The organism is Pseudomonas sp. P1.31 (assembly GCF_001269815.1).
In the GTDB taxonomy this organism is placed as follows: Bacteria; Pseudomonadota; Gammaproteobacteria; order Pseudomonadales; family Pseudomonadaceae; genus Aquipseudomonas; species Aquipseudomonas rustica.
This window is the reverse complement of record NZ_LHVN01000036.1, coordinates 167,388-186,256: the sequence shown is the minus strand read 5'-3', so window position 1 is coordinate 186,256 and position 18,869 is coordinate 167,388. Positions and strand designations below refer to the sequence as shown.

Below are 18,869 nucleotides of genomic sequence, written 5' to 3'. Positions count from 1 at the left end.
CGATGTTATCCCCCCGCCATGACCAAACGCGAAGCTCCAATCTATAAGGTGATTTTCCTCAACCAGGGCCAGGTGTTCGAAATGTACGCCAAGCAGATCTATCAAAGTGATCTGTGGGGTTTTCTGGAAGTGGAAGAGTTCGTCTTTGGCGAGCGCACGCAAGTGGTCGTCGATCCGAGCGAAGAAAAGCTCAAGGCGCAGTTCGAAGGCGTGGTACGCAGCTTTGTGCCGATGCATTCGATTGTGCGCATCGACGAAGTGGAACGTCTGGGCACCCCGAAAATCAGCGAAGCCCGCGGCGCGGTCGGCAATGTGATGCCGTTCCCGATGCCGATGCCTGAGAAGTAACAACAGATCCTGGATTGGAATGAATTTGTGGCGAGGGGATTTATCCCCGATGGGCTGCGAAGCGGCCCCAAAACCTGCAATCAGGTTCTTCCTGACACACTTCATTGAATGGATTTGCGACTGCTGCGCAGCCGGTCGGGGATAAATCCCCTCACCACAAGTTAATCACCACCCATTTAGGGAAGAGGTGAGAAAGGCGTACGCCCATCGGCGCTCTGCAGTTCCATCAGGTATTTACGGAAAATTTGCCCAAGCACCTGCGTGGCCGTCTCAAGGTCTTCGCGGGACATCTTTTCGGACACTTCGTCGGCCGTATCCAGCGCATCTTCCGCGCCGTTGACCGCAGCCATCTTCAAAACGATATACGCCTGAATGTTGTTGGCCTGCACGCCTTCACCGTGGAAGAACATCGTGCCGAGTTTGAACTGCGCCTGAGCGTGGCCTTGCAACGAGGCTTTTTCGAAATAGCTCAGGGCTTGATTGAGGTCGCGCGGCGCATTTTTGCCGTCGTAGTAGAACTCACCCAACTCGTATTGCGCTTGCGCATCCCCTTCGTCCGCCGCTTTCTGGCAGGCGGCCAGTGCCTGCGTGACGTCTTGCGGCTGAGTATTGAGGGTGCAACGACCCATCGCCGGGATCAACAACGAGTTGCCGCCTGCTTGTGCATGCGCGAGCAGGGGCTGAAGGAGCAACAGGCAGCCCAAGGCAAGGGTGCGGCCGGTGCGGTTCATGGGAATCGACTTACCTCTGAAGGGCACGCGGACCCATCGAGGGATCCAATAAGCGCGCATTATGAAATAAGCAGGGCCAACCTTACAAAGTCTTTACTCGTTTTTCTGCTGCGCGGGGAATATATCGCCCACTTTAGGGGAGATTTTTAGCAGGAGCATCGGAAAAACAGCGCGGATGTAGGTGAATGCTGACGCTGGCGATAGCCAACGTCAGCGGTACGGCAATTACTTCAGTGCAGCGAAGGCGCGTTCGGCAGCGTCCAGCGTCAATTGCAACTCGGCTTCGCCGTGAGCGATCGAGGTGAAACCGGCTTCGAAGGCGCTCGGTGCGAGGTACACGCCACCTTCCAGCATCAGGTGGAAGAAGCGACCGAACAGTGCCGCGTCGCTAGCCATCACGTCTTCAAAAGTGACGATGTCGTCGGCGCCGCTGAAGTACAGACCGAACATGCCGCCGGCCTGAGTGGTCACGAACGGAATACCCGCAGCATCGGCACGCTGTTGCAGACCGTCGAGCAGACGCGTGGTGTAGTCGGTCAGCTCGGCGTGGAAACCCGGACGGCTGATCAAACGCAGGGTGGTCAAACCGGCGGCCATGGCCAGCGGGTTACCCGACAGCGTACCGGCCTGATACACCGGGCCCAGCGGCGCGATGCGTTCCATGATTTCGCGCTTGCCGCCGAAGCAACCGACCGGCATGCCGCCACCGATGATCTTGCCGAAAGTAGTCAGGTCAGGGTTTACGCCGTAGTAAGCCTGAGCACCGCCGAGGGCAACGCGGAAACCGGTCATCACTTCGTCGAAAATCAGCACCACGCCATGTTTGTCGCACAGCGAACGCAGGCCTTCGAGGAAGCCCGGCGCTGGCGGCACGCAGTTCATGTTGCCGGCTACCGGCTCAACGATGATGCATGCCACTTCGTCGCCCACTTCCGCCAACATCTTTTCAACCGCGTCGATGTCGTTGAACGGCAGGGTCAGGGTGTGTTTGGCGAACGCCGCCGGCACACCGGCCGAGCTTGGAACGCCTTGGGTCAGTGCACCCGAACCGGCCTTGACCAGCAGGCTGTCGGAGTGGCCGTGGTAGCAGCCTTCGAACTTGATAATGCTGTCGCGGCCGGTGTAACCACGGGCCAGACGGATTGCGCTCATGGTCGCTTCGGTGCCGGAACTGACCATGCGCACCATGTCCATCGATGGCACCAGCGAGCAGACCAGGTCGGCCATCTCGGTTTCCATCGCGGTCGGCGCGCCGTAGGACAAGCCGTGTTGCAGCTGATTGCGCACCGCGTCGAGCACGTCCGGGTGGCTGTGGCCGAGGATCATCGGGCCCCACGAACCGACGTAATCGACATAACGCTTGTCGTCTTCATCAGTGACGTAAGCGCCTTCAGCGTGCTTGAAGAACAGCGGCGTGCCGCCCACGCTCTTGAATGCGCGGACTGGCGAGTTCACGCCACCGGGAATGTGTTTCTGGGCGTTGGCAAACAGGGTTTCGGAACGAGACATGATCGGGCTCTCAATCTTCAGGATTTGAACAATTCGTTGAACGCGCGGGCGCGGCGGGTCACTTCGGCGGTACTCTCGGCACCGAACAAACCGTGAACCACGGCAAGCAGGTCGACCCCGTGGGCCACCAGCGGCGCAGCGTTGTCGAGGCTGATGCCGCCAATCGCGCAGATCGGCAGGTGCAGCGTGCGTTTGGCTTCGTCGAGCAGATCGAGGCTGCAGGTCGGCGCGCCGGGCTTGGTGTTGGAATTGAAGAAGCGGCCGAAGGCGACGTAACTCGCGCCTTCTTTGGCGGCTTGTTCGGCCAGCGCGATTTGCGCGTGGCAGGTCGAACCGATGATGGCTTTTGAACCGAGCAGGGCGCGGGTCGGCGACAGCGGGCCGTCGGTCTGGCCGAGGTGCACGCCGACGTTGAGGCGCGCGGCCAGTTCGGCGTCATCGTTGATGATCAGTTGCGTCTTGTAGCGCTCGCACAGATCACGCAGCGCTTCGGCCTCGCGCAGGCGGCGGGCCTCGTCGTTGCTCTTGTCGCGGTATTGCAGCAGGGTGACGCCACCTTCCAGCGCCGCCTCCACATAAGAGAGAAACTTGCCGGCCAGCAACTCGCTGTCGGTAATGGCATACAGGCCACGTAGTTTCATCGGGCAGACCTCACGACGTTACGAGCAGAAATCCAGCGGCAGGCGACGCGGGACGAACTGGCCTTTGCCCAGTTGTTCGGCATCGCGCAGGGTGCGCCAGGTGTAATCGAGTGCACTGCGCACGGCGCTGGCGAGGTGTTCGCCTTGCGCCAGTCGGCCGGCCAATGCGCTGGCCAATGTGCAACCGGAACCGTGATAGCTGCCCGGCAGACGCTGGCAGATAAAGGTTTCACGCAGGCCGTCGCGGCTGTACACGCGGTTGTGGATTTCAGTTTCGTCGCCATGGCCGCCGGTGATCAGCAGGTTTTTGACGAACGGCAGGAGTTTTTCAGCGCACTCGTCCGCGGTGCCTTCGGGCAGTTCGGCGAGGATGCGCGCTTCAGGAAGGTTAGGCGTGGCAATGATCGACAGCGGCAGCAGACGCTCGCGCATCGCATAGCCGACTTCGTCCTTGCCCAGGCGTCCGCCGCCACCGGCGCGCAGCACCGGGTCGCAGACCACCGGCAAGTGCGGGTGCGCCGAGAGCAGTTCGACAACGGTGTCGACCATTTCCAGTGAACCGAGCATGCCCAGTTTGACCGCGGCGACTTCGGAATCGTTGAGCACGGCATTGGCTTGAGCCAGTACCCACTCACGGTCGAGGACGCGGAAGTCAGTGACGTTGACGGTGTCTTGCACGGTCAGGGCGGTGACGGCCGGAGCCGCATGGCAACCCTGCGCGAGCAGGGCTTCGATATCTGCCTGCAAGCCGGCGCCACCACTTGGGTCGTGGCCGGAGAGACAGAGGACAACGGGGCGGGAGCTGTAGATATTCATGGTGCGCGAGCTTACCACCAAAGCTGATTTACGGGTGTGGCTGGCGGAGCAAGATCAAAAGATCGCAGCCTTCGGCAGCTCTACAGGAAAATCCAGATCAATGTAGGAGCTGCCGCAGGCTGCGATCTTTTGATCTACCTGACCAACCCAACAGCTCTAGTCCGCTGCTTTGCTCTGAAACGCCCGTTCTAGAGCCTTTGTAGGAAAAATTTCGATGGTGCTCAATGGCCAGCAGCGGCTATGCTAGTCTGGATCCAAACCAATAACAGGTAATACCGGTTTTACGTCTACTCAAGGAATGGGGGGGCTTCCTGACATAACCGGACGAGCCACGCTGGGGCTTCAATGCGCTATTTGCTGATGTTGCTGTTTTGCTTGCCCCTCATGGCGAGCGCCGTCGAATTCGACGAATTCACCCAGAACCTGCCTTTGGGCCGGTCGCTGCAAGTGTTCGAAGACCCAAGTGGTCAGGCGAGCATTGCCGACGTCCGCGCGCAGGCCGCTGCCGGCAATTTCAAAGCCCATGACAAAGCCACGCTCAATGCCGGTTATTCGCGCTCGGCGTTCTGGCTGAAAATCGATCTGCATTACCGCCCGAGCAACCCCGCCGCCCAGCGCACCTGGTTGCTAGAGCTGGCTTATCCGCCGCTCGACCATCTTGATCTGTACTTGCCCGACGCCAATGGCGACTATCAGCTGATCCGTCAGACCGGCGACGCCTTGCCGTTTGCCAGCCGTGAAATCCGCCAGAACAACTACCTGTTCGATCTCGCCTTCGAGCCCGACCAACAACAAACCGTATACCTGCGACTGGCCAGCCAAGGCTCGATCCAGGCACCGGTAACGTTGTGGTCGAGCACCGCGTACCTCGAAGATCAACCCGTGCGCCTTTATGTGCTGGGCATCATTTATGGCGTGCTGCTGGGGATGGTGGTTTACAACCTGTTCATCTACCTCAGCGTGCGCGACACAAGCTACCTCTATTACATCTTCTACATTGCCTCGTTTGGCCTCTATCAACTGTCGGTCAATGGCGCGGCGGTCGAGTACTTCTGGCCGAACAATCCGTGGTGGGCCAACGCCGCGACCCCGTTCTTCATCGGTTGCGCCGGCCTGTTCGGCAGCCAGTTCGCCCGAAGTTTCCTGCAAACCAAAACCCATAGCCGTGGACTCGATCGCGTCTTGATCGGCCTGATCGCGTTCGGTGCGCTGGTCATCGGACTGTCCTTGATGACCAGTTACGCCCTGGCCCTGCGCCTGGCGACGACGCTGGCGCTGACCTTCACCGTGGTGATTTTTGCCGCCGGGATTCTGGCCTGGTGGCGCGGTTTGCGCGTGGCGCGGTATTTCATCATTGCCTGGTCGGCGTTTCTTTTGGGCGGCATCGTCAACACGCTGATGGTGCTGGGCCTGCTGCCCAACGTGTTCCTGACCATGTACGCCAGCCAGATCGGTTCGGCCATCGAAGTGGCGCTGCTGTCGCTGGCGCTGGCCGACCGCATCAACGCGATGCGCGAGCAACAGGCGCAGACCCTGTACGACGCCGGGCAGAAACTCGAAGTGCTCAACCAGCAACTGGCCCACAGCAACAAGCTCAAAGATGAATTTCTGGCGACCCTGACCCACGAACTGCGCACACCGATGAACGGGGTGATCGGTTCGCTGGAATTGATGCAGACCGTCGAGATGGATCCGGAGCTGGAGCAATATCAGCAAACCGCCGCCGGTTCCGCGCGGGACATGATGCGTATGGTCAACGGCATCCTCACCCTCACCGAATTGCAGGCCGGCAAGCTCAAGGCCTCGCCGGGCAGTTTCAGTTTGCGTGGCGTGGTCGAATCGTTGCGCGCGCAGTTCGACGGCAACGCGGCGAGCAAGTCGCTGGACTTCAAGGTCGACGTGCTGCCAACCCTGCCTGATCGTCTGCACGGCGACAGCGCCAAACTTGCGCAATGCCTCGAATGCCTGCTGGATAACGCGATCAAGTTCACCCGCGTGGGCGGGCTGGCGCTGCGGGTTACCGGCAAACCGTCGACGGGCAATCGTCTGGCGCTGTCGTTCGCGGTGATCGACACCGGTATCGGTTTCACCGATCTGGGCGAGGCGACGATGTACCAGCGCTTCTTCCAGCTCGACGGTTCGATGACTCGCGAATACGGTGGCCTCGGCGTCGGTCTGGCGATCTGCCGACAATTGGTGGAACTGCTCGGCGGCAAACTCACGCACCGTTCCGAGCCGGGCAGCGGCAGCCGTTTTCAGCTGGATGTCGAGTTTGAATTGCCGGTGGTTGAGCCTGCGCCGAATTCTGCGCCTGGCGGTGATTGCATTCGCGCGCCGCAGGACTGCACGGTGTTGCTGGTCGACGACAACAGCGTCAACCAACTGGTGATGCGCGGCATGCTGCTCAAGCTCGGTTTCCGCGTGCGCACCGCCGACAGCGGCGCGACGGCGCTGGACTGCCTGCGGCGAGAAACCTTCGACGCGGTGCTGATCGATTGTCAGTTGCCCAGCCACGAAGGCGCGTCATTGTGCTGCCAGATTCACGCGCTTCCGGGTTGTGCGAACTTGCCGGTGTTCATGCTCGCATTGGGTGCCGATCGAGAGGTCTGTGCCACGGGCGTCGCGGTCGATTACCTGAACAAACCAGTGAAATTCGAGGATTTGCAGTCGGCGCTGGAGCGTCGGGTGTTGTCCTGCTGACAGGGTAAAAGCGCCGCGAATTCGGCGCCTATGACACTTTGATCGACAGGGAGCCGGTGCTTAACTGAGCTTTCTGGAGAGCCAAGGAGCCCGTCATGAACCTGCATCAGTTCGCCGAAACCCACGAAGTCACCAACCAGCCGCCGTCGCTGGACGGCACCAACCTGTACCGCATCGACCTGCCGTTGCAGGAGTGGTCGCGCAGGTTCGGCGCCGGTTGGGCCGAGTCGCGGATCGATGCTTACGGCGCGCTGGCCGGCGGGCCGTTGATGGAAGCCGGGTTCCTCGCTAACCAAAACAAACCCATATTTGTCAGCCATGATCGCTACGGCCATCGTATCGATCTGGTGGAATTTCATCCGGCTTATCACGAGCTGATGCGCACGGCGATCGAGCATGGTTTGCACTCGATGCCGTGGACGCATCCACAGGACGGCGCCCACGTCGCCCGCGCCGCGATGAGTTATCTGCACAGCCAGGCTGAGGCCGGCAGCGGTTGCCCGCTGACCATGACTTTTGCCAGCGTGCCGGCCCTGCGTCTGCAACCGAATCTGGCTGAGCAATGGTTGCCGAAAGTCCTCGCCACGGAATACGACCCGCGCAACGTCGGCATGGCGCACAAGGCTGGCGTGACCATCGGCATGGCCATGACCGAGAAGCAGGGCGGCACCGACGTGCGCGCCAACACCACCAAGGCGTATCCGGTCGGCGCCAGCGGCCCGGGCGAGGCGTATGAGTTGGTCGGGCACAAATGGTTTTGCTCGGCGCCGATGTGCGATGCATTCCTGACTTTGGCGCAGACCGACAAGGGTTTGAGCTGCTTCCTGCTGCCGCGCCATCGCCCGGACGACACACGCAATCAGTTCTACATTCAGCGCTTGAAAAACAAGCTCGGCAACCAGTCCAACGCCTCCAGCGAAGTGGAGTTTCGTGGCGCGCTGGCGTGGATGGTCGGCGAAGAAGGGCGCGGCGTACCGACCATTATCGAGATGGTCGCGATGACCCGTTTCGATTGCATGGTCGGTTCAAGCTCGTTGATGCGTCAGGCGCTGACCCAGGCCAGCCATCACTGCGCGCACCGCAAGGTTGGCGGCAAACTGCTCAGCGAACAGCCATTGATGCAAAACGTGCTGGCCGATCTGGCCCTGGAAAGCGAAGCCGCGCTGGCGCTGAGCTTGCGCATGGGCAAGGCGCTGGATCATCTCGACGATCGCCACGAAGCGCAATTTGCGCGGCTGGTGACAGCGGTGGGCAAGTATTGGATCTGCAAACGCGCGCCGGGAATGATCAACGAAGCGGCGGAATGCATGGGCGGCGCCGGGTATGTCGAAGAGAGCATCCTGCCGCGTCTGTACCGCGAAGCACCGGTGAACTCGACGTGGGAAGGTTCGGGGAATGTGCAATGCCTCGACGTGCTGCGCGCGTTGTCGAAAGAGCCGGGTGTGCTGGATGTGTTGTTCAGCGAGCTCGGTGATGGCCACGGCGACAAACGCCTGGCCGCGCATATTCAACAGTTGCAGGCGCAGTTCAAGGACACCAGTGACATTCAGTATCGGGCGCGGCAACTGACTGAAGACATCGCGCTCGGTTTGCAGGCCAAGCTATTGCTGGAGGCCGGGAACTCAGCCGTCAGCGATGCCTTTATTGCCAGCCGGCTGAGCGGTGGTGGCCGCGCCTACGGCGCCTTGCCACGCGGCCTCGACATCGAGTCCCTCGTCGCCCGCTCAACCCCCCACATCCTCTGACCCCCCACAAATCCCCTGTAGGAGCTGCCGAAGGCTGCGATCTTTTGATCTTATAAACAACAAGATCAAAAGATCGCAGCTTTCGGCAGCTCCTACAGGGATTGGGGTGGCCCATATATTGTGCGGTTGCCAACATGCCACTGTTCCCGTGACGCCACGATGCAGGCAAGATGAAGCTCTGCAAGTCAGAACACAGGAAGCTGATCGTGACCGAAGCGTTTATTGTTGTTCAAACCGCCGAACAAGCCGTGGATCGTCTGGCCGAGTTGCATGAGCGGGCCACCACTGCGCTGAACTCGGCGCTCAAGCGTTACCTGAAAGATCGCGTCGAACCCGACGCTGCGCAGCGTGCTCTGTTTCGTTATCCCGAACTGCGTCTGACCTACCATTGCCAGGGCGAAGTGCCGCAGACCACCCGCGCTTACGCCAAGGTGCAATTGCCGGGCACTTACAGTGTCACCGTCACCCACCCGGCGGCGTTTCGCAAATACCTGCTCGAACAACTGGTGCCGTTGATGCACGATTTCACGGTGACCGTGGAAGTCGGCGTCAGCCAGCAAAACATTCCTTATCCGTACGTGGTCGAGCAGGGCGATGAACTGGCCGGTTCCGGCGTCACCGCTGCCGTGCTGGCGCGGGTGTTCCCGAGTACCGACCTGTCCGCCGCCACCGATGGCATCGCCGACGGTCTCTACGATTGGGAAAACACCGATCCGCTGCCGCTGGCGCTGTTCGATGCGGCGCGCGTGGATTTCTCCCTGCGTCGGCTGGTGCATTACACCGGTAGCGACTGGCGACATGTGCAACCGTGGATTCTGCTGACCAACTATCACCGTTACGTCGACCAGTTCATCGTCCATGGTCTGGAGCAATTGCGCAGCGATCCGCGTTTCGTGCGCATGGTCTTGCCGGGCAACGTGATCATCGAAAAGAGCATGGATCACGGCGAAGCCTCGGCAATCGCCGCCGGTGTGGTTTGGCACCGTTACCAGATGCCGGCCTATCACCTGATCGCCAACGATGGCCACGGCGTGACGCTGGTGAACATCGGTGTCGGCCCGTCCAACGCCAAGAACATCACCGACCACTTGGCGGTGCTGCGTCCGCATTGCTGGCTGATGATCGGTCACTGCGGCGGGCTGCGTCAGTCGCAGACCATTGGCGACTACGTGCTGGCCCACGCTTATATGCGTCGCGATGGCATTCTCGACCGCGTCGTGCCGCCGAATATTCCGATCCCGGCGCTGGCCGAAGTGCAAATGGCGCTGCAACAGGCAGCGGCGAATGTCACCGGCGAGAAGGGCGACGATCTGAAAAAACGCCTGCGCACCGGCACCGTGCTGACCTACGACGACCGTAACTGGGAATTGCGTTGGGCGCAGGAACGACCGTTGATCAACCTGTCCCGCGCCGTCGCGGTGGACATGGAAAGCGGCACGATTGCCGCGCAGGGTTACCGCTTGCGCGTACCGTACGGCACGTTGCTCTGCGTTTCCGACAAACCGCTGCACAGTGAAATCAAACTGCCGGGTTCGGCCAACGCGTTTTACGAGCGCGCGGTCAGCCAGCACTTGAAGATCGGCATCGAAGCGGTCGATCTGCTGCGCACCGAACTCAACTCGCTGCACTCACGCAAACTGCGCAGCTTCGACGAACCGCCGTTCCGTTAACGGTTAGTCGTGGTCATTTGGCGGTCAGGGCACTAGCATTGTCAGCCCTGATCGCTAAATGTTTGCTCTCCCTATGTCTCGTCCCCCGCGTCCACCTTCCCGCCGCCCTGGCGCGAAGCCTCAGTCGTCTTCGCCACGCCGTGTTGCCAAGGCACCTCCGGCCGAGCCGAAACTGATCCTGTTCAACAAACCGTTCGATGTGCTGACGCAATTCAGCGATGGCGAAGGGCGGGCGACGCTCAAGGATTACATTGATGTGCCCGGCATTTACCCGGCCGGACGTCTGGATCGCGACAGTGAGGGATTGCTGTTGCTGACCAATGACGGCCAGTTGCAGGCGCGCATCGCTGATCCGAAACATAAACTGGCGAAGACTTATTGGGTGCAGGTTGAAGGCGTGCCGAGCGCCGAGCAGTTGCAGCGTCTGCGTGACGGCGTTGAGTTGAACGACGGCATGACCTTGCCCGCTGAAGCGCGGCAGCTGGACGAGCCTGAGCTGTGGCCGCGCAACCCGCCGGTGCGTTTTCGCGCGTCCATACCGACGTCGTGGCTGGAGTTGGTGATTCGCGAAGGGCGCAACCGTCAGGTGCGCCGCATGACCGCGGCGGTCGGGTTGCCGACGTTGCGGCTGGTGCGGGTGAAGATTGGTGACTGGACGATCGAAGGGCTCGATCAGGGCCAGTGGAAGGAAGTGCCGGCGCGCTTATAGAGCGCCGGATTCGATCAGGCCGATCACCACACTTTTGATGATGAATGCGGCCACGCCCAGGCCCAGCACGAAGAACAAAATGAACGAACCAAAGCGCCCGGCCTTGGACTTCTTCGCCAGATCCCAGACGATAAAACCCATGAAAATGATCAGGATGCTGACCAGGCCGGTCATCATCCACTCTTCAAATACGGCTGGATCCATTGGGGTTCTCCGGCATGGGCGCGGCTAAAAGGGCGCGGCGAGTATACGCCAAGGGCGGATGGCGGGGCATTGACCTGCGTCGGTGTGCCGCAGTCATTGGTCTGCAACACCAATCCTGCCAGTGCTGCGCACTGGAACGGGGATAAATCCCCTCGCCACAAAAGCGATCTGTAGGAGCTGCCGAAGGCTGCGATCTTTTGATCTGGATTTGAAAGATAAAAAGATCGCAGCCTCGTTTCACTCGTCAGCTCCTACAGGGGGCGGTATCAATTGCGCAGGTGGGTCAGCGGCAGTTCGGTGCTGTTGAGCACCTGATTCAGCACAAAGCTCGAGCGCACGCTGGTCACGCCTTCAATGCGTGTGAGGTGCCCCAGCAACAACTTCTGATAGTGATCCATATCCGGCACCACCACTTTCAACTGGTAATCCGCATCCACACCCGTCACCAGGCTGCACTCCAACACCTGCGGCAATGTGCGAATCGCCGCTTCGAAATTCTCGAAACGCTCCGGCGTATGCCGATCCATGCCGATCAGCACATAGGCAGTCAAACTCAGCCCAAGCATCTTGCGATCCAGCAACGCGACCTGACGCGAGATATAGCCGTCGTCTTCCAGTTGCTTGACCCGGCGCGAGCAAGGCGAGGGTGACAGACCGATGCGCTCGGCCAACTCCTGGTTGGAGATGCGGGCGTCGCGCTGCAATTCCGCCAAAATGCTCAGGTCGTAACGGTCGAGTTTGCTCATCAATCTGTCCTTGGTTGTAACTATTGCGGCGGATTATCTATCCAGGGTTAAAAATTGCGCAAGTGGTGTTTATTTCAGCAATCTTCGCAATCCTCTGTCGCAGCCTCAGGCCTATTCTTATTACCAGAATCACTGCTCGGTAACACAGTCCACGCGGCCCGCCCTATAAGGCCTGCCGCGGCCGCCACCCCCACCGGGGTTGTGCTGGCCCCCGAGCTGCACACTGTCCAGAAGACGGCGTGAGGTGAGCCGACGTCATAAGCGTCGAGCCAGGACGAAGTTCTCTAAAGGGAGGCCGACGGGTCTCCCTTTTTTCTTGCCTGCGATTTCATCTTGCGGCGCTCAATAAATAAGTTGCGCGACTGATAACCTGTTGCAGAACCGGATGTTCCCGACCCGGTCTTAGTTACAGGCCGCCTTTAATTACAGGCCTCAGTGAGGAAAAGCATGAAGTCGCGCATCTGGCGTCTGGCCGGTGTTGGTGTGTTGTGTGTGAGTGTCAGTGTGCAAGCGCTGGCCGATGATCCAGAGAGCCGCAGCCCGAATGGCGGGCAGCACGGGCAGGGGCATCAAGGCAATAACCAAGGGCATGGCGGCGAAAATCAGCCGCGTCCGCAGAACAATCCGCAGCAAAACCAGGCGCGTCCGCAAAACCAGCCGCCGCAGAATCAACCGCGCCCGCAGAACAACGAAGTCATTCGTGGCGACAACAGCCGCCAGTTCGAACACAACGGCCAGCCGCACAATAACAATGGTCAATGGCAAAACCATGACCAGAACCGGCCGGGCTACAACCCCAACCCGGTGCGCCAGCCACCACCGCCGCCGCAAATGCCGGCCAACAGTTTGCCGATCCAGTCGCGGCCCGACACCGTGCGCCAGACTCAGGAACCGCGTCAGGGTTACTACCGCGACGAGCGTCCGCAAAATGGTTACAACAATAACAACCCACATTGGCAGACTAACAACCGGCCCAATGACTATCGGCCCAACGACAATCGCTGGCCGGGACGTCCGGACGGGCATGGCAACGGTTGGGGCCCGGGCCCGCAATATCGGCCGGGGCATGTGATCGACCGTTTCCCGGATCGTGACTATCGCGTGCCGTATCGCGGACAGGATTACTTCTATTCCGGTGGCTACTGGTATCGCCCGCAAGGCCCGCGCTACATCGTCGTGCAGCCGCCGCGCGGGATCCGCATTCAATACTTGCCGGACTATTCGCGAGAAGTGTGGATCGGTGGTTCGCTACTGTTTCTCGCCGCCGGTTCCTACTACGCCTATCAAGAAGCGACGCAGGACTACGTAGTCGTCGAGCCGCCGGTGCAGCAACAGCCGCAACCACAGCCGCAATCCCAGGGCTATGACGTCGAGGCCTATCCGGCCAACGGTCAGTCGCCGGAGCAAGTGCAGCAGGACGGTTATCAGTGCTATCAGTACGCAGTGCAGCAAAGCGGTTTCGACCCGCGCACCGCGACCTATCAACCGGCGCCCGAAGTGGTTCAGGCGTACCGTCAGGCTCAGGGCAATTGCCTGAGCAGTCGCGGTTATCAGGTTCAGTAAAAGCAGCTGCGAGCTGCACGTTTCGAGCTACAAGCTTGAAGCTTGCGGCTCGCGACTTGTAGCTGCTTTTATCGGATCGGCGTGCACCAGCACTTCGGCGCGCGGGTAGGCTTGGTGGATGGCATCGGCGGCTTGATCGCTGATGCCGTGGGCCACTGACAGGGTCAACTCTCCCGGCAATTCCAGGTGCAACTGCACGAACCAGTGGTTGCCGGAGATTCGTGTGCGCAAGTCATGCGCGCCCAACACGCCTGGCACGCTGCACGCGAGTTCGAGCATGTGCTGACTGACGTCCGTCGGCAGCTCTTCATCCATCAACACCGAAAAACTTTCCCGGGCGATCTGGATCGCGCTCCACAGAATGTACGCAGCAATCCCCAAACCGAACCACGCATCCAGTTGATCAAAACCAAACCCGGCCAAAATCAGCGCAATCAGAATGCTGCCGTTGAGCAACATGTCCGAACGATAGTGCAGCGAATCCGCGCGCACGGCATTAGAGCCAGTCTGCTTGATCACCCGATGCTGCAACACCAGCAGCGCCGCCGTCAGCAGCAGCGAAAAAACAATCACGCCGATGCTCAGCCATGGCGCGCCAAGCGGCTGCGGATCGTGCAGTCGTTCGTACGCCTGAAACGCGATCAACACCGCACTGCCACCGATGAACAGCGCCTGCGCCATGCCCGCCAGCGACTCTGCCTTGCCGTGGCCATAACGGTGATCGTCATCCGCCGGACGCAGTGCGTAATGCACCGCCAGCAGATTGAGCATCGAGGTGATGCCATCCAGCGCCGAGTCGGTGAGCCCGGCGAGCATGGCCACCGAACCGCTCAGCCACCAGGCGATGGCTTTGGCGACGATCAGCGTGCAGGCGACCGCCACCGAGGCGCGGGTCGCCAGCCTTAGCAGGCGAGCGTGTTCGGGGCTGGAGGTCATTGCGTTTCCTTTTTAAGCGGCAGGTTGCAGGCCGAACATCGCCAGTTGCTGCGTGCTGCCCTTGTGTTGAATCAGGCGCGGGTCATCCAGAGGGAAATCCTTGCCCAACTCGCTTTCGAGAATAGCCTGCAACTTGTGATTATCGACCTGACCGTCCGGGCCGATGGCTTGTTTGAGTTTGGCCGGATCGATCTGCGCGGTGTGGCCCGGTTCGAAATAAATCGCGCCAGTGGCGAAGTCGACGGCAAACGCGATCAGCCCGGGGATGATGTAGAAGAGCAGGCCCACGGCATCGAGCACGGCAATCGCCGGGTCAACCTTGCCGTCGATCTGACCGCGACGGTCCGGGTAGAAAATCGAACCGCACGCCGTGATTTGCGTGAGCAGGGTGGCGACCAATACACCGCCGATCAGGCGAAAAGGTAAGCGCATGGGAAATCTCCTGATTGATCTAAGAACGAAGAGTCGTCGAGTGAAGTTAAGACCCTGACGAATGCCTTGCAGTTCGCCGTTATACTCGGCCTGGCAGGGCGTGCCCACAGTAAATTGCGGCCTCGTCTCACCCCTACCGAAATACGTTGAGGATTGAAGTTGTTTTCTCCAGATCGACACCGCGTGAAGGCTAATGAATCCTATCGGGGTTCGGCCCTCCGGGCTAAAGCTGTGAGCGCGCCATGCTGCGTTGCGGGACTTGGCAAGGAAACGACCCTTACCTGCGTCCCGCGCCTTGCCTGGCACGCTCACAGCATTAACGCGACTCGCAATTTACTGTGGGCACGCCCTGGGGAGCCAGCATGAATTCTTTGCCGATCGATGAAGTTTTACCCGCCCTGCGTGAAGCCTTGGCGACTCGCCATGAAGCCGTGCTCGAAGCACCGCCCGGCGCCGGTAAAACCACCCGCGTGCCGTTGGCCTTGCTCAATGAAGCATGGCTGGCCGGGCAGACCATTCTGATGCTCGAACCGCGCCGCCTCGCCGCGCGTGCCGCCGCAGAACGGCTGGCCAGCGAGTTGGGCGAGAAGGTCGGTGAAACCGTCGGTTATCGCATTCGACTCGACAGCAAGGTTGGTCCCAACACACGCATCGAAGTGGTCACCGAAGGCATTCTCACCCGGCGCTTGCAGGATGATCCGGCGCTGGAAGGCGTAGGTCTGCTGATCTTCGACGAATTCCACGAACGCAGCCTTGATGCCGATCTGGCGCTGGCCTTGAGTCTGAACGGTCGTGAGCTGTTTCGAGCTGAACAGCCGCTGAAGATTCTGCTGATGTCGGCCACCCTCGAAGGCGAGCGCCTGGCCGGGTTGCTCGATGACGCGCCGATCCTGCGCAGCGAAGGCCGCATGTACCCGGTGACGATGCGCTGGGGGCGGCCGTTTCAGCCTGGCGAATACATTGATCAGCGCGTTACGCAAACCGTGCTCGAAGCGCTGCACGATGAAACCGGCAGCGTCTTGGTCTTTCTGCCGGGGCAGGCGGAAATTCGTCGCGTGCATCAACAATTGGTTGACGCGATGGGTGAGCGCAGCGATGTGTTGCTCTGCCCGCTGCACGGTGAACTCGACCTCAATGCGCAACGCGCGGCGATCGACCCGGCGCCGCCCGGTCAGCGCAAAGTGGTGCTGGCGACCAACATTGCCGAAACCAGTTTGACCATCAACGGCGTGCGCGTGGTGATCGATGCCGGGCTGGCGCGGGTGCCGCGTTTCGATCCGGGCAGCGGCATGACGCGCCTCGACACTCAGCGGATTTCCAAGGCCAGCGCCACTCAGCGTGCGGGCCGGGCAGGGCGTCTGGAACCGGGTGTTTGTTATCGCTTGTGGTCGCAGGATCAACACGAACAGCTCGCGGCTTATGGCAGTGCGGAAATTCTTTCGGCGGATCTCGCCAGCCTCGCGCTGCAACTGGGACGTTGGGGCGTGACGCCGGGCGAACTGGTGTGGCTCGACGTTCCGCCAGCGGCGGCATATGCACAGGCACAGGATTTGCTGCAACGGCTCGGCGCGCTGGAAGGCGAGGCGCTGACGACCCACGGTCAGGCCATGGCTGAGTTGCCGGCGCATCCGCGCATCGGTCATTTGTTGTTGCGCGGTCAGGCGTTGGGTTTGGCCAACATGGCGTGCGATGTGGCTGCGTTGCTCGGCGAGCGCGATATCTTGCGCGGCGCCGGCGCGGATTTGCACAGTCGTCTGGTGTTGCTGTCCGGCGAAGAACGCGCCGCCCGTGGTGCTCAGGGCGGTGTGCAGCGTGCCCGGCAATTGGCGCGGCAATATCGCGGATATTTGCGCGGCAAGGCGAGTGAGCCGGTCAGCGATCCCGATCATCCACGCTGGCTCGGTGCGTTGCTGGCGCTGGCCTATCCCGATCGCGTCGCGCAACAACGGCGTGCCGGTGGCGCCGAATATCGTCTGGCCAATGGTCGTGCGGCGCTGTTTGCGGAAGCCGACAGCCTGATGAAAGAACCGTGGATCGTCATCGCCGACCTCGGCAGCCGGCAGGGCCAGCGTGAAGAACGTATTTATCTGGCAGCGGATTTTGATCCGGCGCTGTTCGATTCCGTGCTCGCCGAACAAGTGCGCAACGTCGATCAACTGGACTGGGACGAGCGCGAAGGCGTGCTGCGCGCCGAGCGTCAGCGCAAGGTCGGCGAGCTGATTCTCAGCCGTGAACCGCTGACCGGTCTCGACGAAAATGCACGCAGTCAGGCGCTGGTCAATCTGGTGCGACGCAAAGGTCTGGAGCTGCTGCCGTGGACGCCGGAGCTGCGTCAGTGGCAGGCGCGAGTGGCGCTGTTGCGGCAACTTGATCTGACTAATCAGAACGACAGTCTGTGGCCAGACGTCAGCGATGCAACCTTGCTCAACACCCTCGAAGATTGGCTGATGCCTTATCTGGGAAAGGTCTCGCGGCTCAGCCATTTTGCCAATCTGGATCTGTCGAGCATCGTGCGTAATCTGCTGCCGTGGCCGCTGCCGCAAAAACTCGATGAGCTGGCGCCGCATCATCTGAGCGTGCCGTCGGGGTCGTCGATTCGGCTGGATTACAGCGAGTCTCCGCCAATTCTTGCGGTGCGTTTGCAGGAGTTGTTCGGGCTCGCCGATACGCCACGGATCGCCGGCGGGCGCCAGGTGGTCAAGTTGCATCTGCTGTCGCCAGCAAGACGTCCGGTGCAGGTGACGCAGGATCTCGCCAACTTCTGGCGCAGCACTTATGCCGAGGTGAAGAAGGATTTGAAGGGGCGGTATCCGAAGCATTACTGGCCGGATGATCCGTTGGTGGCGGAGGCGACTGCGCGGGCGAAGCCCCGGGGCACCTGACCCGGGGCTGCGCGGCGCGCCGGTTTCAGACGCTGACAACCTCGCCGCGCGAATGGCCTTGGGCAAAGCGCGTCGCCGAGGTTTGCAATAACAGCCCGACGCTCAAGGTCACCAACAAGAACGGCAGCAGCCAGGCATTCTCGATCATTGCCAGTTGCAGGCTGAGGATCAGCAGCAGCACCGGCGTGGCCAAAGCATTCGCCCGGCTGACATACAAACCGACGGCCGCTTCACTGTAGCGGCAGGCAATGGCCACGCGGATGTGCACCCGTGCGCCACCGAACGCCATACCGAGAATCAACAGGCTCAGCGCCTTGAGCAGTAGCGTGTCTGGCATCAGCAGCCACATCGAGGTGGAAATCACCGCCAGTGCGATCAGGCCGGACAAGTACGCCATCAGGTTGCGCCCGGTATTGGCGATGATCACCAACACACCGATCAGCGCCATCCCCATGCCGAATACCGCATCCAGCACGCCCAGCTCAAACAGCGCCCAGCCATGGTTCGACACATACACCGGCAGCATGAAGTTGAATGCGCCGAGGATCGGCCAGATCAGGACCATCGGAATAAACAGCGTCAGCGGCAGTTTGGCCGGTGCGACGACCTGGTCTGTTTCGGTCACCACCGTCGGCAGGCTGGCGCGGGTGAAGCAAATCGCCGCGACCATGAAAAAACCGCCGCTGAGCACCAGCGAAAAGCCCATCCCGGGCAGGATCGGCATCAATCCCGCCGCCAGCAATGGACCGATCATCAGCGCCGCCTGACTGGTGGCAGTGGTTGCACCGCTGATGCGTCGCACTCTGGTTTCGTCCATGCCCCGTTGCAGTTGGGTGAACCACATGTCCAGGCTGGCCTCGAGCGACATGATCATCAGCCATACGAACAGATTGGTGATCAGCAAACCAACAGTGAAGTCACGCGACACACCGGAAACCAGCGCCAGGCCGGTCAGCCCGAATACAAACCAACTGCTCATCTGGCGGCCGTTCATGCGAATCGCCAGGCGTTTAATGATTGCCGGCGTGATAAATGCGGGGATGAACGAGCAGAAAATCGCTAGCGCCAGCGGCCAGTATCCGCCCTCGTTCTGGTTGAGGATCGTCCACGTCAACGAGACGAGCAACGCCCCGGAAAACAACCGATAAACCGTCGAGCAGAACAGGAACATTGCCAGCTCTTTGGCGGCACTATGAGTGACAGCGGGGTTTTTATTCATGTCATCGATCCTTGCCCT

Annotated in this window: 16 protein-coding genes; 7 read left to right on the top strand and 9 right to left on the bottom strand. The window is 60.7% G+C overall.

What is annotated here, in order from left to right; genetic code table 11:
• Window positions 1–18 precede the first annotated feature (18 nt).
• Entirely contained in the window at window positions 19–348 is a 330-nt protein-coding gene (locus AD669_RS23560; RefSeq protein WP_003185742.1) for a DUF1820 family protein, read from the top strand.
• A 176-nt stretch (window positions 349–524) separates the two neighbouring features.
• Here the strand turns inward: AD669_RS23560 and AD669_RS23555 are convergent, their stop codons facing one another.
• The 4 genes from AD669_RS23555 to AD669_RS23540 all read right to left on the bottom strand — a co-directional run bounded on the left by AD669_RS23555 (window position 525) and on the right by AD669_RS23540 (window position 4,045).
• On the bottom strand, window positions 525–1,079 hold the full coding sequence (locus tag AD669_RS23555) for a tetratricopeptide repeat protein (protein ID WP_003228518.1): 555 nt from the start codon (window positions 1,077–1,079) through the stop codon (window positions 525–527).
• Window positions 1,080–1,304: 225 nt separating this feature from the next.
• The gene (gene hemL, locus AD669_RS23550; protein WP_053124138.1) at window positions 1,305–2,588 is read right to left on the bottom strand and encodes a glutamate-1-semialdehyde 2,1-aminomutase; all 1,284 of its coding nucleotides are present in this window, start codon (window positions 2,586–2,588) and stop codon (window positions 1,305–1,307) included.
• Window positions 2,589–2,605: 17 nt separating this feature from the next.
• Complete coding sequence (gene thiE, locus AD669_RS23545; RefSeq protein ID WP_008081079.1) at window positions 2,606–3,229, bottom strand: thiamine phosphate synthase; 624 nt, start codon at window positions 3,227–3,229, stop codon at window positions 2,606–2,608.
• 18 nt (window positions 3,230–3,247) lie between these two features.
• Window positions 3,248–4,045: a hydroxymethylpyrimidine/phosphomethylpyrimidine kinase gene (locus AD669_RS23540; protein ID WP_007909650.1), complete on the bottom strand. Its 798-nt coding sequence runs from the start codon at window positions 4,043–4,045 to the stop codon at window positions 3,248–3,250.
• Between the two features lie 345 nt (window positions 4,046–4,390).
• On the opposite strand from AD669_RS23540, the gene AD669_RS23535 reads away from it, so the two are divergent.
• The 4 genes from AD669_RS23535 (at window position 4,391) to AD669_RS23520 (ending at window position 10,869) form a co-directional block, all read left to right on the top strand.
• Window positions 4,391–6,745 (top strand): hybrid sensor histidine kinase/response regulator, encoded by a 2,355-nt coding sequence (locus AD669_RS23535; protein ID WP_053124136.1) that lies wholly within the window; start codon window positions 4,391–4,393, stop codon window positions 6,743–6,745.
• Window positions 6,746–6,840: 95 nt separating this feature from the next.
• Complete coding sequence (locus AD669_RS23530; protein ID WP_053124134.1) at window positions 6,841–8,490, top strand: acyl-CoA dehydrogenase family protein; 1,650 nt, start codon at window positions 6,841–6,843, stop codon at window positions 8,488–8,490.
• Window positions 8,491–8,660: 170 nt separating this feature from the next.
• Complete coding sequence (gene amn / locus AD669_RS23525; RefSeq protein WP_162130776.1) at window positions 8,661–10,160, top strand: AMP nucleosidase; 1,500 nt, start codon at window positions 8,661–8,663, stop codon at window positions 10,158–10,160.
• 73 nt (window positions 10,161–10,233) lie between these two features.
• Window positions 10,234–10,869 (top strand): pseudouridine synthase, encoded by a 636-nt coding sequence (locus AD669_RS23520; protein ID WP_053124132.1) that lies wholly within the window; start codon window positions 10,234–10,236, stop codon window positions 10,867–10,869.
• On the opposite strand, the gene AD669_RS23515 is transcribed toward AD669_RS23520, so the two are convergent.
• Together AD669_RS23515 and AD669_RS23510 are read right to left on the bottom strand one after the other, a co-directional pair.
• Window positions 10,864–11,073 carry a DUF2788 domain-containing protein gene (locus tag AD669_RS23515; protein ID WP_003228500.1) on the bottom strand — a complete coding sequence of 70 codons (210 nt, stop codon included), beginning with the start codon at window positions 11,071–11,073 and terminating at the stop codon, window positions 10,864–10,866. The two genes, AD669_RS23520 and AD669_RS23515, sit on opposite strands and share 6 nt — an antisense overlap.
• Window positions 11,074–11,339: 266 nt before the next feature.
• Window positions 11,340–11,819, bottom strand: coding sequence for an Lrp/AsnC family transcriptional regulator (locus AD669_RS23510; protein ID WP_008081091.1), 480 nt, complete (start codon window positions 11,817–11,819; stop codon window positions 11,340–11,342).
• A 447-nt stretch (window positions 11,820–12,266) separates the two neighbouring features.
• On the opposite strand from AD669_RS23510, the gene AD669_RS23505 reads away from it, so the two are divergent.
• Window positions 12,267–13,382 (top strand): DUF6515 family protein, encoded by a 1,116-nt coding sequence (locus AD669_RS23505; protein ID WP_053124130.1) that lies wholly within the window; start codon window positions 12,267–12,269, stop codon window positions 13,380–13,382.
• Between the two features lie 27 nt (window positions 13,383–13,409).
• Here AD669_RS23505 and AD669_RS23500 read toward each other — a convergent pair whose 3' ends face one another.
• Window positions 13,410–14,318, bottom strand: coding sequence for a cation diffusion facilitator family transporter (locus AD669_RS23500; protein ID WP_053124129.1), 909 nt, complete (start codon window positions 14,316–14,318; stop codon window positions 13,410–13,412).
• A 12-nt stretch (window positions 14,319–14,330) separates the two neighbouring features.
• On the bottom strand, window positions 14,331–14,750 hold the full coding sequence (locus AD669_RS23495; RefSeq protein ID WP_008081098.1) for a hypothetical protein: 420 nt from the start codon (window positions 14,748–14,750) through the stop codon (window positions 14,331–14,333).
• Between the two features lie 362 nt (window positions 14,751–15,112).
• On the opposite strand from AD669_RS23495, the gene hrpB reads away from it, so the two are divergent.
• Entirely contained in the window at window positions 15,113–17,632 is a 2,520-nt protein-coding gene (gene hrpB, locus AD669_RS23490; RefSeq protein WP_053124123.1) for an ATP-dependent helicase HrpB, read from the top strand.
• Window positions 17,633–17,657: 25 nt separating this feature from the next.
• Here hrpB and AD669_RS23485 read toward each other — a convergent pair whose 3' ends face one another.
• Window positions 17,658–18,851, bottom strand: coding sequence for a hypothetical protein (locus AD669_RS23485; RefSeq protein WP_053124121.1), 1,194 nt, complete (start codon window positions 18,849–18,851; stop codon window positions 17,658–17,660).
• Between the last annotated feature and the right edge of the window lie 18 nt (window positions 18,852–18,869).